Annotated in this window: 13 protein-coding genes; 9 read left to right on the forward strand and 4 right to left on the reverse strand. The window is 70.0% G+C overall.

Translation table 11 applies throughout. The features are described from left to right. Window positions 1-145: 145 nt before the first annotated feature. On the reverse strand, window positions 146-1,024 hold the full coding sequence (locus ACZ6ZP_RS23170) for a LysR family transcriptional regulator (RefSeq protein ID WP_351164161.1): 879 nt from the start codon (window positions 1,022-1,024) through the stop codon (window positions 146-148). A gap of 135 nt (window positions 1,025-1,159) precedes the next feature. Here ACZ6ZP_RS23170 and ACZ6ZP_RS23175 point away from each other — a divergent pair, with 135 nt between their 5' ends. The 4 genes from ACZ6ZP_RS23175 to ACZ6ZP_RS23190 all read left to right on the forward strand — a co-directional run bounded on the left by ACZ6ZP_RS23175 (window position 1,160) and on the right by ACZ6ZP_RS23190 (window position 6,148). Continuing rightward, entirely contained in the window at window positions 1,160-1,831 is a 672-nt protein-coding gene (locus ACZ6ZP_RS23175) for a succinate dehydrogenase (RefSeq protein ID WP_351164466.1), read from the forward strand. Next, entirely contained in the window at window positions 1,832-3,805 is a 1,974-nt protein-coding gene (locus tag ACZ6ZP_RS23180) for a fumarate reductase/succinate dehydrogenase flavoprotein subunit (RefSeq protein ID WP_469408201.1), read from the forward strand. Further along, complete coding sequence (locus ACZ6ZP_RS23185) at window positions 3,802-4,548, forward strand: succinate dehydrogenase/fumarate reductase iron-sulfur subunit (RefSeq protein ID WP_351164163.1); 747 nt, start codon at window positions 3,802-3,804, stop codon at window positions 4,546-4,548. The genes ACZ6ZP_RS23180 and ACZ6ZP_RS23185 overlap by 4 nt, the downstream gene beginning before the upstream one ends. A gap of 88 nt (window positions 4,549-4,636) precedes the next feature. Beyond that, the gene (locus tag ACZ6ZP_RS23190) at window positions 4,637-6,148 is read left to right on the forward strand and encodes an acyl-CoA synthetase (RefSeq protein ID WP_469408203.1); all 1,512 of its coding nucleotides are present in this window, start codon (window positions 4,637-4,639) and stop codon (window positions 6,146-6,148) included. An 8-nt stretch (window positions 6,149-6,156) separates the two neighbouring features. Here ACZ6ZP_RS23190 and ACZ6ZP_RS23195 read toward each other — a convergent pair whose 3' ends face one another. Next, a complete protein-coding gene (locus ACZ6ZP_RS23195; RefSeq protein ID WP_469408204.1) occupies window positions 6,157-7,068 on the reverse strand; it encodes a LysR substrate-binding domain-containing protein in 912 nt (303 codons plus the stop codon). A 140-nt stretch (window positions 7,069-7,208) separates the two neighbouring features. Between ACZ6ZP_RS23195 and ACZ6ZP_RS23200 the strand changes: the two genes are divergently transcribed. Both ACZ6ZP_RS23200 and ACZ6ZP_RS23205 read left to right on the forward strand, forming a co-directional pair. Continuing rightward, window positions 7,209-8,219 carry an aldo/keto reductase gene (locus ACZ6ZP_RS23200; RefSeq protein WP_351164166.1) on the forward strand — a complete coding sequence of 337 codons (1,011 nt, stop codon included), beginning with the start codon at window positions 7,209-7,211 and terminating at the stop codon, window positions 8,217-8,219. Between the two features lie 93 nt (window positions 8,220-8,312). Further along, complete coding sequence (locus ACZ6ZP_RS23205; protein WP_351164167.1) at window positions 8,313-8,729, forward strand: SRPBCC family protein; 417 nt, start codon at window positions 8,313-8,315, stop codon at window positions 8,727-8,729. 49 nt (window positions 8,730-8,778) lie between these two features. On the opposite strand, the gene ACZ6ZP_RS23210 is transcribed toward ACZ6ZP_RS23205, so the two are convergent. Then, a complete protein-coding gene (locus ACZ6ZP_RS23210; RefSeq protein ID WP_351164169.1) occupies window positions 8,779-9,210 on the reverse strand; it encodes a Rid family hydrolase in 432 nt (143 codons plus the stop codon). 155 nt (window positions 9,211-9,365) lie between these two features. Here ACZ6ZP_RS23210 and ACZ6ZP_RS23215 point away from each other — a divergent pair, with 155 nt between their 5' ends. The 3 genes from ACZ6ZP_RS23215 (at window position 9,366) to ACZ6ZP_RS23225 (ending at window position 12,698) form a co-directional block, all read left to right on the forward strand. Continuing rightward, window positions 9,366-10,226, forward strand: a complete 861-nt coding sequence (locus tag ACZ6ZP_RS23215; protein ID WP_366464545.1) for a GlxA family transcriptional regulator — start codon at window positions 9,366-9,368, stop codon at window positions 10,224-10,226. Between the two features lie 142 nt (window positions 10,227-10,368). Next, entirely contained in the window at window positions 10,369-11,163 is a 795-nt protein-coding gene (locus ACZ6ZP_RS23220; protein ID WP_361473581.1) for an SDR family NAD(P)-dependent oxidoreductase, read from the forward strand. A 2-nt stretch (window positions 11,164-11,165) separates the two neighbouring features. After that, the gene (locus tag ACZ6ZP_RS23225; RefSeq protein WP_469408207.1) at window positions 11,166-12,698 is read left to right on the forward strand and encodes an FGGY-family carbohydrate kinase; all 1,533 of its coding nucleotides are present in this window, start codon (window positions 11,166-11,168) and stop codon (window positions 12,696-12,698) included. A 29-nt stretch (window positions 12,699-12,727) separates the two neighbouring features. Here ACZ6ZP_RS23225 and ACZ6ZP_RS23230 read toward each other — a convergent pair whose 3' ends face one another. After that, window positions 12,728-13,600: a glycoside hydrolase family 16 protein gene (locus ACZ6ZP_RS23230; RefSeq protein ID WP_469408208.1), complete on the reverse strand. Its 873-nt coding sequence runs from the start codon at window positions 13,598-13,600 to the stop codon at window positions 12,728-12,730. Between the last annotated feature and the right edge of the window lie 64 nt (window positions 13,601-13,664).

The following is a 13,664-nucleotide window of genomic DNA, read 5'->3' on the forward strand; positions in this document are numbered from 1 at the left end:
ACCTGCGGGCCGGTGGGTGCTGAGCGCGCAGCTCCCGGCGCCCCTTACGGGGCGCTGGGAACCCGGCGCCTGCAAGGTGAGCGCCCGTAGGGGCGCGGGGAACTGCGCGGCCAGCCCCCACCGGGCCCGCGGTGACACACAACCCTCACCGCTCCAACAACATCCGCTGCAGTTCCCGCGCGGCCCGTGGCGGAGCCACATCGCTGCGGTGGGCGAGCGCGATCGTGCGGTGCAGGGCCGGCCGGGCCAGCGGAGTCATCCGCAGGCCGCTCCCCGCGCGCTCGGCCACCATGCGCGGCACGACCGCCACCCCGAGCCCCGCCCGCACGAAGCCGAGCACCGCGTCCATCTCGCCGCCCTCGACCGCGAACTCCGGCTCGAACCCCTCGGCCCGGCAGGCGGCGACGGTCAGCTCCCGCAGGTCGTAGCCGTGCCGGAACATCACAAGGCGCTCGCGCTGGAGATCGGCGACCCGCACCGACCTGCCGCCGAACTTGCGCGCGTCCGGTGACGACACCACGACCAGGTCCTCGCGCAGCAGCTCGACGGTCGTCAGCGCCGGGGACGGCGACGGCAGCGGCAGCACGACGATCGCCAGGTCGAGGGCGCCGCGCGCCAGTTCCCGTACGAGGTCGTGGGAGCCGCCCTCCTCCAGGAGGAGCTGGATGCCGGGGTGCCGGTCGTGGAAGGCGCGAAGGACCTCGGGCAGCAGGCCCGTGCAGACGCTGGGGGTGGCCCCCAGGCGGATCCGGCCGCGGCGCAGCTGGGCCAGCTCCTGGACCTCGATGCGCGCGGTGTCGGCGTCCGCGAGGATTCTGCGGGCCAGCGGGAGCAGCGCCTCGCCCGCGTCGGTCAGCGCGATGTTGCCGCGGGCCCTGCTGAACAGCTCGGCGCCCAGCTCCTTCTCCAGGGCGCGGACCTGCTGGGAGAGCGAGGGCTGCGAGACGTGCACCTGCTCGGCGGCCCGGGTGAAGTGCCTCGTCTCGGCCACCGCGACGAAGTAGAGGAGCTGTTGGAACTGCATACAGGGCAGGGTACGGCCGATGATAGCCATTCGCTATCGAGATGAGCTGATCCATCTCTTGGACCGATCGGGACTTTCGGCCTTAGCGTCGGTTCCATGGCTCTGGCAACGCGGACGGACCGAAAACGGTCGTCGATGACGCGCACGATCTGGGACTCGTCCGTCGGCAAGAAGACAGTGATGGCCGTGAGCGGCCTGATCATGCTGCTCTATCTGGTCGCCCACATGATCGGGAACCTGAAGATCTTCTTCGGGCCCGCGGAGCTCAACCACTACGCCCACTGGCTGCGCACGGTCGGCGAGCCCTTCATGCACTACGAGTGGACGCTCTGGCTGATCCGCGTCGTGCTCGTGGCCGCCGTGGTCGCGCACGCCGTCTCCGCCTTCCAACTGAGCCGCCGCGACATCAAGGCGCGCCCCACCAAGTACGTGAACAAGAAGGCGGGCAAGAGCTTCGCGACGCGCACGATGCGCTGGGGCGGGATCATCCTCGCCCTCTTCATCGTCTGGCACATCCTGGACCTGACGACCGGCACCGTGCACCCGGGCGGCTACGAACACCTGCACCCGTACCAGAACATCATCGACACGTTCTCCACGTGGTACGGCAACGTCATCTACATCGTCGCCGTCGTGGCCCTCGGCTTCCACGTCCGCCACGGGCTGTGGAGCGCCGCGCAGACCCTCGGCGCGGGCAAGGCGACCCGCGACCGCGCCCTCAAGATCATCGCCAATGGCCTCGCGCTGGTCCTGACGGCGGGCTTCGTGGTCGTACCTGTCGCCGTCATGACCGGAGTGGTGAGCTAGATGAATTCCTCCCGTGAGCACTCCTCTCGTGAGTATGCCGAGTACGCGACCGGGGAGCCGGTCGTCGACACCAAGGCCCCGGCAGGACCGGTCGCCGAGCGCTGGGACACCCGCCGTTTCGAGGCCAAGCTGGTCAACCCCGCCAACCGCCGCAAGCACACCGTGATCGTCGTCGGCACCGGCCTCGCGGGCGGCTCCGCGGGCGCCACGCTCGCCGAACAGGGCTACCACGTCGTGCAGTTCTGCTACCAGGACTCGCCGCGCCGCGCCCACTCCATCGCCGCGCAGGGCGGCATCAACGCCGCGAAGAACTACCGCAACGACGGCGACTCCGTCCACCGCCTGTTCTACGACACCGTCAAGGGCGGCGACTTCCGCGCCCGCGAGTCCAACGTGCACCGCCTCGCGCAGATCTCGGTGGAGATCATCGACCAGTGCGTCGCGCAGGGCGTGCCGTTCGCGCGCGAGTACGGAGGGCTCCTCGACACCCGCTCCTTCGGTGGCGTACAGGTCTCCCGGACGTTCTACGCGCGCGGCCAGACGGGGCAGCAGCTCCTGCTCGGCGCCTACCAGGCCCTTTCGCGGCAGATCGCGGCCGGGAACGTCGAGATGCACCCGCGCACGGAGATGCTCGACGTCATCGTGGTGGACGGGCGGGCCCGCGGCATCGTCGCCCGCGACCTGATCACCGGCAAGATCGAGACGTACTTCGCCGACGCGGTCGTCCTGGCCTCCGGCGGCTACGGCAACGTCTTCTACCTGTCGACCAACGCCATGAACTCCAACGCCACGGCCATCTGGCGGGCCCACCGGCGCGGCGCCTACTTCGCCAACCCCTGCTTCACGCAGATCCACCCGACGTGCATCCCGCGCACCGGCGACCACCAGTCCAAGCTGACGCTGATGAGCGAGTCGCTGCGCAACGACGGCCGCATCTGGGTCCCCAAGGCCAAGGGCGACGACCGCCCGGCCAACAAGATCCCCGAGGATGAGCGCGACTACTACCTGGAGCGCATCTACCCCTCCTTCGGCAACCTCGTGCCCCGCGACATCGCCTCGCGCGCGGCGAAGAACGTCTGCGACGAGGGCAGGGGAGTGGGTCCCGGCGGCCAGGGCGTCTACCTCGACTTCGCCGACGCCATCCAGCGCATGGGCAAGAAGGCGGTCGAGGCCAAGTACGGCAACCTCTTCGACATGTACGCGCGGATCACCGACGAGGACCCGTACAAGATGCCGATGCGGATCTACCCCGCCGTGCACTACACGATGGGCGGACTGTGGGTCGACTACGACCTGCAGACCACCGTCCCCGGCCTCTTCGCGGTCGGCGAGGCCAACTTCTCCGACCACGGCGCGAACCGGCTCGGCGCGTCGGCCCTCATGCAGGGCCTCGCCGACGGCTACTTCGTCCTGCCGTCCACGATCAACGACTACCTCGCCCGCAACCCGCACCACGACGAGATCTCCGACGAACACCCCGTCGTACGCGAGGTGTTGGACGAGACCACGGACCGTGTCACCCGGCTGCTCGCCGTCGACGGCGACCGCACCCCCGACTCCTTCCATCGCGAACTCGGCGAGCTCATGTGGGAGTTCTGCGGCATGGCCCGAACGGAGACGGGTCTTCGCAAGGCGCTCGAGCGCATCCCGCAGATCCGCGAGGAGTTCTGGCGCCGGCTCAAGGTGCCCGGCACCGGCGAGGAGTTCAACCAGTCCCTGGAGAAGGCGAACCGCATCGTCGACTATCTGGAGCTCGCCGAGCTGATGTGCCTCGACGCCCTGCACCGCGCCGAGTCCTGCGGCGGCCACTTCCGCGAGGAGTCGCAGACGCCGGACGGCGAGGCGGCCCGCGTGGACGAGGAGTTCTCGTACGCCGCCGCCTGGGAGTTCACGGCCACGGGTGAGGCTCCCACCCTTCACAAGGAAGACCTCGTCTTCGAGTACGTCCACCCCACTCAGCGGAGCTACGCATGAAGCTCACCCTGCGCGTCTGGCGCCAGCAGAACGCCGACGCCGACGGCGCCATGTCCACCTACGAGGTGGACGGCATCTCCTCCGACATGTCCTTCCTGGAGATGCTGGACACCCTCAACGAAGAACTCATCGTCAAGGGCGACGACCCGGTCGCCTTCGACCACGACTGCCGCGAGGGCATCTGCGGCGCGTGCTCGCTCGTCATCAACGGCGACGCGCACGGGCCCGAGCGCACCACCACCTGTCAGCTGCACATGCGGTCCTTCAAGGACGGCGACACGATCGACGTCGAGCCGTGGCGCGCCTCCGCCTTCCCGGTCGTCAAGGACCTGGTCGTGGACCGCTCCTCCTTCGACCGGATCATCCAGTCCGGCGGCTACATCAGCGCCCCGACCGGCGCCGCACCCGAGGCCCACGCGGCCCCCGTGCCCAAGCCGGACGCGGACTTCGCGTTCGAGCACGCGGAGTGCATCGGCTGCGGGGCATGCGTCGCCGCCTGCCCCAACGGCTCGGCGATGCTGTTCACCTCGGCGAAGGTCAACCACCTGGGCGTGCTGCCACAGGGTGCTCCCGAGCGCGAGACGCGTGTGCTCGACATGGTGGCGCAGATGGACGAGGAGGGCTTCGGCGGCTGCACGCTTACTGGCGCCTGCGCCTCTGCCTGTCCCAAGGGGATCCCCTTGCCTTCCATCTCTGCGATGAACAAGGAGTGGTTGCGGGCCACGCGGAAGGTCAGCCGCTAGGTACTGCGTGGGGCCGTTGGGATCTGCGGGTCCGTTGTGGCTGGTCGCGCAGTTCCCCGCGCCCCTTTGGGGCGCTACCGTCGCCCGCATGCATCCGGGAGCGTACGACCCCGCCAGGACGGCCGTCGTCACCGCCGACGGCACACGGACCCTCACCTACGGACAACTCGAAGAACGCTCCCTGCGGCTCGCGGATCATCTGCGGGCCGCAGGCCTGCGCAGGGGCGACCACTTCGCCCTGCTCAGCGACAACGATCCGCGCGCCCTGGAGGTCTACTGGGCGGCGCTGCGCTCGGGCCTGTATCTCACCGCCGTCAACCACCACCTCTCGACGGACGAGGCCGCGTACATCGTCCGCGACTGCGGGGCCAAGGCGCTGATCGTCTCCGGATCACTCGCCGAACTGGGAGCGGCCGTCGTGGAGTCGGCGGGCGGCCCGCCGATCCTGCTCGGGCTCGACGACGGAACGTACGAGAAGGCCCTGGCGGCCGCGTCCGCGCAGCCGCCCGCCCACCAGCCGCGCGGCACCGACATGCTGTACTCCTCCGGCACCACGGGCCGACCCAAGGGCATCAAGCCCGCGCTGCCCGAGGGCGACGTGTGTGACGAGCCGAGCACCTACGTCCTGATCTTCCAGGCCATGTACGGCTTCGGCGAGGACACCGTCTATCTCTCGCCCGCCCCGATCTACCACGCAGCGCCCCTGCGCTTCTGCGGCGTCGTCACGGCGCTCGGCGGCACCGTCGTGCTCATGGACGCCTTCGACGCGGAAGGCGCCCTCGCGGCCGTCGAGCGGCACCGCGTCACGCACAGCCAGTGGGTGCCGACCATGTTCGTACGGATGCTGAAGCTGCCCGCCGAGGTGCGCGAGCGCTACGACCTGTCGTCGATGAAGACCGCCATCCACGCGGCCGCGCCCTGCCCCGTCGAGGTCAAGCAGCGGATGCTGGAGTGGTGGGGGCCGGTCCTGTACGAGTACTACTCCTCGACCGAGGGCAACGGCATCACGTTCATCTCGCCCGAGGAGTGGCTGCGCAAGCCCGGCTCGGTCGGCAAGGACGGGCTCCTCGGCGAGCTGCGGATCTGCGACGACGCGGGCAAACTGCTGCCGACCGGCGAGACCGGCACCGTCTACTTCGAGCGCGAGGAACTCTCCTTCCGCTACCACAACGACGACGTCCGCACCCGCGAGGCCCAGCACCCCGAGCACCCCAACTGGACCACCACGGGGGACATCGGCCACGTCGACGAGGACGGCTATCTCTTCCTCACCGACCGCAAGGCATTCATGATCATCTCGGGTGGGGTGAACGTCTATCCGCAGGAGGCCGAGGACTGTCTCGTGCTGCATCCGGCGGTCGCGGACGTCGCGGTCATCGGGGTGCCGGACGCGGAGATGGGCGAGGCGGTCAAGGCGGTGGTGCAGCCGGCCGACGGGGTGACGGCGGGGCCCGAACTGGAGCGTGAGCTGGTCGCGTTCGTACGGGAGAGGCTCGCCCACTACAAGGCGCCCCGCTCCGTGGACTTCGCGGACTCGCTGCCCCGCACGCCGACCGGGAAGCTGGCCAAGTCCTCGCTGCGCAGGTCGTACTGGAACTGAGCGCGGAGTCAGTCGGTGGCGCCGTCGATCTCGCCGCTCGCCAGGACCGTCTCGCGGAAGGACGCCACCACCGGCCGCAGATCGACGGCGTGCCAGGCCGCCCACAGGTGCACGGACGCCTTGTGCCAGGGCAGTTCGCGTACGGCGACACCGTCCGTCGTGCCGCGCACCATGCTCCGCTGGATGAGCGCGAGACCGAGGCCGGAGGCGACGAGGCCGAGCGCGGTGAGCGGCTCGGCGGCGTCCAGACGGATGTCCGGGGTGAAGCCGGAGGCAACGCAGGAGGCGAGGAAGGCGTCGCGCCAGGCCGGGTCCTGGGAGTTCTCCACCGCGATCCACGCCTGGCCGTCCAGGTCGTCCGGCGTCAACTCCGCCTGCGCGGCCAGCGGATGGGAGGCGGGCAGTGCGAGCAGCAGCGGGTCTTCGAGCAAGGGTGCGGCCAGGAGGTCCGGGTCGCCTTGCGGCGGCGGATCCTGGACGAGGGCGATGTCGAGGCTGCGCTGGCGCAGGCCCTCGAACTGCTCGGCCGTGGAGAGGCTGTAGAGGGCGACATGGATGCCGGGGCGCTCCTCCTGAAGGGTGCGCAGCGCGCCCGGCAGGACGCCGGTGTGCATGGCGTCGCCCACGTATCCGATGCACAGCCCGCCCTCCTCGCCGCGGCCGAGCCTGCGGCCGAGGTTCTCCAGGCGGTCCGCGTGCCGCAGCAGGGCGCGGGCCTCGCTCAGGAAGACCTTGCCGTCGGAGGTGAGGCGGATGCGCTGCTGGCTGCGCTCGAACAGGGCGAGGCCGAGCTGTTTCTCCAGCTGGGCGATCTGGCGGCTGAGCGGCGACTGGGAGATGTGCAGCGCTTCCGCCGCCCGGCCGACGTGTTCCGTCTCGGCGACGGCCACGAAATAGCGGAGTTGTCGCAGGTCAAGCATGTAAGACCTCGCAGGACTCAAGTGTGTCCAAGCGAGTCTTGGACAGTCTCAAGCATCGATCCTAACCTCGAACTCGCAAGGCCGACGGATCACCCGAACCCCAGGGAACCATCGGAAATCCACCACCGCGAGGACCCCTCATGAGCATCACCTCCCTCCTCCCCGGAGCGCTCGGCTTCGGCACCGCCCCGCTCGGCAACATGTTCCGGGCCATCCCCGACGAGGAGGCCGCGGCCACCGTCGAGGCCGCCTGGGACCAGGGCATCCGCTACTTCGACACCGCACCCTTCTACGGCGCGGGCCTCTCCGAGATCCGCCTCGGCGACGTCCTGTCGGGCCACCCCCGCGACGACTACGTCCTGAGCACGAAGGTCGGCCGCGTCATCCTGGACGAGGTCGAGGACCCCGCCGCGCGCGACCTCGGCGAGAAGGGCGGCCTCTTCGAGCACGGCCGCCCGAACAAGATGGTCAACGACTACACGGCCGACGCCACCCTGCGCTCCGTCGAGGACAGCCTGAAGCGGCTGCGGACGGACCGGCTCGACGTCGTGTGGGTGCATGATGTCGCGCAGGACTTCTACGGCGACGAATGGCTGGCCGCCTATGAGCAGGCCCGTACGGGCGCTTTCCGCACCCTGGACCGGCTGCGCGACGAGGGTGTCATCAAGGGCTGGGGCCTGGGCGTCAACCGCGTGGAGCCGCTCGAACTCACCCTCGACCTGGACGAGCCGAAGCCCGACGCCTTCCTCCTCGCGGGCCGCTACACCCTCCTCGACCACGACCGCGCCCTGCAGCGACTGCTGCCGGCCGCCGAGGCCCAGGGCGTCGACATCGTCGTGGGCGGCCCCTACAGCTCGGGCATCCTCGCGGGCGGTCAGCACTTCGAGTACCAGAAGGCGCCCGCGGACATCATCGCCAAGGTCGAGCGCATCAAGGCGCTCGCCGAGCGGCACGGCGTCGGCATCAAGGCCGCCGCCCTGCAGTTCTCCCTCGCGCACCCGGCGACGGTGGCGGCCATCCCCGGCGCCACCAGGCCGAGCCGCATCGCCGAGGACGTCGCCGCGCTCGGCGAGCAGGTCCCGGCCGCTTTCTGGACGGACCTGCGCCAGGAGAAGCTGATCGCGGCGGACGCACCGGTGCCCACCGTCTGACCGGCGAACTGGCTTGACTCGCAAGCCCGTACGTCCCGCCGCACACCCCCGCACACCTCGTACGCCCCTCAAGGAACCCTTCAAGGAGAACCCGTGGCTTCCACCTCCGCGTCCATCGAGATCCCCGTACCGGCCGACCGCGTCTGGCAGCTCATCGGCGGCTTCGACTCGCTGCCCGACTGGCTTCCGTTCATCCCCTCCAGCGAATCCAGCGAGGGCGGTCGCGTGCGCACCCTCAAGAGCGAGGACGGGGGCGTCATCATCGAGCGCCTGCTGACCTTCGACGAGAAGGCGCGCACGTACAGCTACTCCATCCTCCAGGCGCCGTTCCCCGCCACCGACTACGTGGCCACCCTCACCGTGCACGAGGTGCCAGGACAGGACGCGTCCCGCGTGGAGTGGTCCGGCGTCTTCACACCGGTGGGTGTCGGTGACGAGGAGGTCGTCGCCCTGTTCCACGGCATCTTCAGCGACGGTCTCGCCGCCCTGAAGCAGACCCTTTCCGCTTGAGAGCCAAGGGCCCCGGGACCGTTCGCCCCGGGGCCCGGCCCGGGGCCCGTCAGACCCGGGCGGTGAACTTGACCTCGACCAGGAGTTCCGGGAAGGCCAGCCGCGGGGTTCCGACCATGGTGCTCGCCACCTGCGGGTCCGGCCGGCCGTAGGCCTCCTTGCGCACCGGTCCCGCCGCGGCGTCGGCCGCGTCGACGTCGAGTGCGTAGATGACTTCTTCGACGACGTCGTCCAGCGACGCGCCGAAGCGCCGGAGCAGCTGCGCCGCGTTGGCGTAGCACTGGCGCAGCTGATCGCCCATGCGGGAGAAGTCCGTGACCAGTCCTGCATCATTGACGGGAGCGGGGGCGACAACTTCCGTCCCGCTGTGGGCCACTTGGCCGGAGAGGTAGATGGTGTCGCCGCGTCTGACCGCCTGCACGTACCCGTACGTCTCTTCCCACGGGACCCCGAAGTTCTCGACTTGCTGTGTGCTGCTCATGGTGTCGACGATATGAGGCCGGTTCCGGGGTGGAACAGGCTCGGCTGTGCCACGTGAGGCAAGGATCGTGCCAGGTCCGAGCGACGGGTACGCGAAGGTATGAGGGGGCGCACTTGCGATCCACGGAGGGCGGGACGGTTGTCGCGGTCCTGGCGATGCCGCGCTTCTACGCGCTGGACGTCAGCATCCCTGAACATGTTTTTGGGCGGCATCTGGGATATCGCGTCCGGGTGTGCGGGGATGCCGGCGACGGATCGTCGTCGCTCGCCGACGTGGAGCACGCCGATATCGTCGTGGTCCCGGGTTACGAAGCCCCGCATCTGCCGGTCCCGGAGAAATACCTCAGAGCGCTGCGGATCGCTGTCGACCGGGGCGCGCGTGTCGTAGGCGTCTGTACGGGGGTGTTCGCGCTCGCGGCCGGCGGCATTCTGAACGGCAAGTCGGCCACGACGCACTGGCGCCATACCGACGAACTCCGCCTGGCGTACCCGCGCGTCGACGTCATCGAGAATCGGCTGTTTGTCGAGGACGGGGCGATTTTGACGTCAGCGGGCGGGGGCGCGGCCATTGACGCGTGTCTTCATGTGGTCCAGAGCGATTTCGGCACCACGGTCGCGGACGGAGTGGCGAAGGACGTCGTCTTCTCTTCTGTCCGTGGCGCGAGCGAGCCGCAGTACGCGGACGTCCCCACCCCTCGTCGCGACAGCCTGCGGGCGACGCGGGAATGGGTGAGCGAGAACCTGGGAGCCTCGATCACCGTGCAGCAACTGGCCGACCGCAGCCTGCTTTCGCGCAGAACGCTGATCCGGCGTTTCGTGCGCGAGACGGGAATGCCGCCCATGCAGTGGGTCGCCCTCCAGCGGATTCTCGGCGCGCGCCGACTCCTTGAGGCCTCCGACTGGTCCGTCGAGAGAATCGCGGGAGAGGTGGGATTCGGTTCGGCCGCGAATTTCCGGACGATCTTCCGAAGAGAGGTGGGAGTGACCCCGAGCGCCTACAGAAAGCAGCATGGTTGACCCGCATAAAGCCCTCAGAAAGCCCGCAGCAAGCCCTCAAAAGGCCCGCCGAGCCCGCCGGAATGATCTACTGGGCATCGGGGGCAAGGCGGGGTCCACGCACCGGGCCCGTCCAGTCGCACCGCAGCAGGAGGAACGCACCATGCTCGTAGATCTCTCCGGCAAGACCGCCCTCGTCACCGGATCGACCCAGGGAATCGGGGCGGCCATCGCGGTCGGCCTGGCCAAGGCCGGTGCCCGGGTGGCCGTCAACGGACGGTCCGCGGCCTCCGTCGACAAGGCCGTCGACCGGCTGAAGGGGGAGCACGGCGCAGCCGAATTCCTCCGGGCCCCCGGTGACATCTCCACCGACGAAGGCGCCGCGCAGGTCTTCGCGGCCGTCCCCCAGGTGGACATCCTCATCAACAACCTCGGCATCTTCGGCGCGGAGCCGGCCCTCGACATCAGCGACGACGAATGGCGCCGCTACTTCGAGGTGAACGTCCTGACCGCCGTCCGCATGATCCGCCACTACCTGCCCGGGATGAAGGACCGCGCCTGGGGGCGCATCCAGAACATCGCCAGTGACTCCGCGGTCGTCGTCCCCGCCGAGATGATCCACTACGGCATGTCGAAGACGGCGCTCCTCGCGGTCTCCCGAGGCTTCGCCAAGGAGGCCGCCGGGTCGGGCGTGACCGTCAACTCCGTGATCGCGGGCCCCACGCACACCGGCGGCGTGGAGGACTTCGTGTACGAGCTGGTCGACTCCGCGCTGCCCTGGGACGAGGCGCAGCGGGAGTTCATGATCAAGCACCGCCCGCAGTCCCTGATCCAGCGGCTCATCGAGCCGCAGGAGATCGCGCACATGGTCGTCTACCTCAGCTCCCCGCTGGCCTCCGCCACGACCGGCGGCGCGATCCGCGTCGACGGCGGCTACGTGGACTCGATCCTCCCGTAGCCATGGCCTCCGCGACCGTCCCCTCCGCGGCCACGACCTCCGCCACCGCGCCCCGCACCGGACTGCTGCTCGGCGTCGACATCGGGACGTCCTCCTCCAAGGGCGTCCTGGTCCGCCCCGACGGCACGCTCGTCGCCCGGGCGCAGCGCGAGCACGTGACGTCCACGCCGCACCCCGGCTGGTTCGAGCACGACGCGGACGGCGTGTGGTGGGCCGAATTCCGGGATCTGGCCCGGGAGTTGCTGGCCGAGCTGCCCGCGGGCGAGACGCTCGCCGCGGTCGGCGTCAGCGGCATCGGCCCCTGTCTGCTCCCCGTCGACGAGAAGGGCGCGCCGGTGCGTCCGGCCATCCTGTACGGCGTGGACACCCGGGCCGGTGCCGAGATCGCCGAGCAGAACGAGCGCTACGGCCCCGAGGAGATCATCAGCCGCTGCGGCTCACCCCTGACCAGTCAGGCGATCGGCCCCAAGCTCGCGTGGCTGCGCCGCCACGAACCGGCGGCCTATGGCATCACCCGCCGCTGGTACATGGCCAGTTCGTACCTCGTGCACCGCCTCACCGGCCGGTACGTCCTCGACCACCACTCGGCGAGCCAGTGCACCCCGCTCTACGACCTGGCCGCCCGGACCTGGATGGCGGACCGCTGCGAGGAGGTCGCTCCGAGCCTCCAGTGGCCCGAGCTGGTCTGGCCCTCCGACGTCGTCGGCGCCGTGACGCCGCAGGCCGAGGCCCGCACCGGCATCCCCGCGGGCACTCCTGTCGTCGCGGGCACGGTCGACGCCTGGGCGGAGGCGGCCGGTGTCGGCGTGGCCGCGCCGGGCGACCTCATGCTCATGTACGGCACGACGATGTTCCTGGTCGGCATCGTGCCGCAGCCGCTGACCAGCCCGCATCTGTGGGGCACGGCGGGGGCGTTCCCCGGCACGTACTGCCTGGCCGCCGGGATGGCCACGTCGGGCGCCGTCACCGGGTGGCTGCGTGACCTCACGGGCGCTTCGTACGAGCAACTGACGGCGGAGGCAGGGGCGTTGCCGCCCGGCGCCGAGGGGTTGCTGATGCTGCCGTACTTCGCGGGGGAGCGCACCCCGCTCTTCGACCCCGACGCCCGGGGACTGGTCCACGGGCTCACGCTGCGGCACGGCCGCGGACATCTCTACCGGGCCGCCCTGGAGGCCACCGCGTACGGCGTCCGGCACAATCTCGCCGCCATGGCCGATGCGGGTGCCACCGCCGAGCGCCTGGTCGCGGTCGGCGGCGGCGCGCGTGCGCTGTGGACCCGGATCGTCTCCGACGTGACCGGGCGCGAGCAGCATCTGCCGCGCCACACCATCGGAGCGGCGTACGGCGACGCGTTCCTCGCGGCGGTGGGCGCCGGGCTCGCCGAGCCGGCCGACATCGCGCACTGGAATCCGACGGTCGAGGTGGTGGCCCCCGATGCCACCACCTCGACCGTCTACGACCGGCTGTACGGGATCTACCTGGACCTGTATCCGGCGACCCGCGAGGCCGCGCACCAGCTGGCGCGGCTCAACTAGCGTGTACTGGTCGGCTGTTGGAGATCAAGCTAGTTGTTGGTGCTCACGCGGACGTAGTCGACGACGAGCTGTTGCGGGAAGGCCGTGCTGCCGTCCGGGTCGCCGGGCCAGTAGCCGCCGACCGCGAGGTTGAGGATCAGGAAGAAGGGCTTGTCGAAGACCCACTGCTTGCCGCCCAGGTCGGCCGGGGTGCGGGTCTGGTAGACGTTGCCGTCCACGGACCAGGTGACCTTGTTCGGTGACCAGTCCACCGCGAAGGTGTGGAACTTGTCCGCGAACGCCTCGCCGCCGGGCAGGGTGTAGCCCGCGCCGATGCCGCCCGAGCCCGAGTAGCCGGGGCCGTGCAGGGTGCCGTGGACCGTGCCGGGCTCGAAGTCGACGTTCTCCATCACGTCGATCTCACCGCTCTGGGGCCAGCCCACGGTGCCGATGTCGGCGCCGAGCATCCAGAACGCGGGCCACATGCCCTGCCCGCGCGGCACCTTCATCCGGGCCTCGACGTGGCCGTACGTCTGCGTGAACTTGCCCGAGGTGTTCAGGCGGGCCGATGTGTACTCGCAACGGCCGTACCAGCACTGGTAGTTGCCCGGGTTCTCCTTGCGGGCGGTGATGACCAGGTTGCCCTGGCCGTCCAGGGCGGCGTTCTTGTTGCCCGAGGTGTAGTACTGCCGCTCGTGGTTGTTGACGTTGTCGCCGGTCTCGATCTGCCACTTGCCGCCGTCGACCGCGGAGCCCGCGGCGCCGTTGAAGTCGTCGGTGAAGGTGGCGGCCGCCGCGGCGGGCCGGGTGGGGGAGGGGGCCGCGGACGCTCCGGAGGGCAGCCCGGCCAGGGCCGAGGCGCAGCAGGCCAGGGCGGCCGTGGAGAGCGCCGCACGGCGGCGCCAAGAGGTGTGCACTGTCATCACATCGCTTCACGTGGGGGTGGCGAGAGAGTGGGGGGTGCGAACTTCCAAGCCATGCGCATGA

Source organism: Streptomyces sp. NPDC054047 (assembly GCF_055585065.1).

Bases quoted from the DNA above. Each gene is read 5' to 3' on its own strand.
- ACZ6ZP_RS23170 (WP_351164161.1), bottom strand. From the start codon at position 1,024: ATGCAGTTCCAACAGCTCCTCTACTTCGTCGCGGTGGCCGAGACGAGG.
- ACZ6ZP_RS23175 (WP_351164466.1), top strand. From the start codon at position 1,160: ATGACGCGCACGATCTGGGACTCGTCCGTCGGCAAGAAGACAGTGATG.
- ACZ6ZP_RS23180 (WP_469408201.1), top strand. From the start codon at position 1,832: ATGAATTCCTCCCGTGAGCACTCCTCTCGTGAGTATGCCGAGTACGCG.
- ACZ6ZP_RS23185 (WP_351164163.1), top strand. From the start codon at position 3,802: ATGAAGCTCACCCTGCGCGTCTGGCGCCAGCAGAACGCCGACGCCGAC.
- ACZ6ZP_RS23190 (WP_469408203.1), top strand. From the start codon at position 4,637: ATGCATCCGGGAGCGTACGACCCCGCCAGGACGGCCGTCGTCACCGCC.
- ACZ6ZP_RS23195 (WP_469408204.1), bottom strand. From the start codon at position 7,068: ATGCTTGACCTGCGACAACTCCGCTATTTCGTGGCCGTCGCCGAGACG.
- ACZ6ZP_RS23200 (WP_351164166.1), top strand. From the start codon at position 7,209: ATGAGCATCACCTCCCTCCTCCCCGGAGCGCTCGGCTTCGGCACCGCC.
- ACZ6ZP_RS23210 (WP_351164169.1), bottom strand. From the start codon at position 9,210: ATGAGCAGCACACAGCAAGTCGAGAACTTCGGGGTCCCGTGGGAAGAG.
- ACZ6ZP_RS23215 (WP_366464545.1), top strand. From the start codon at position 9,366: ATGCCGCGCTTCTACGCGCTGGACGTCAGCATCCCTGAACATGTTTTT.
- ACZ6ZP_RS23220 (WP_361473581.1), top strand. From the start codon at position 10,369: ATGCTCGTAGATCTCTCCGGCAAGACCGCCCTCGTCACCGGATCGACC.
- ACZ6ZP_RS23225 (WP_469408207.1), top strand. From the start codon at position 11,166: ATGGCCTCCGCGACCGTCCCCTCCGCGGCCACGACCTCCGCCACCGCG.
- ACZ6ZP_RS23230 (WP_469408208.1), bottom strand. From the start codon at position 13,600: ATGACAGTGCACACCTCTTGGCGCCGCCGTGCGGCGCTCTCCACGGCC.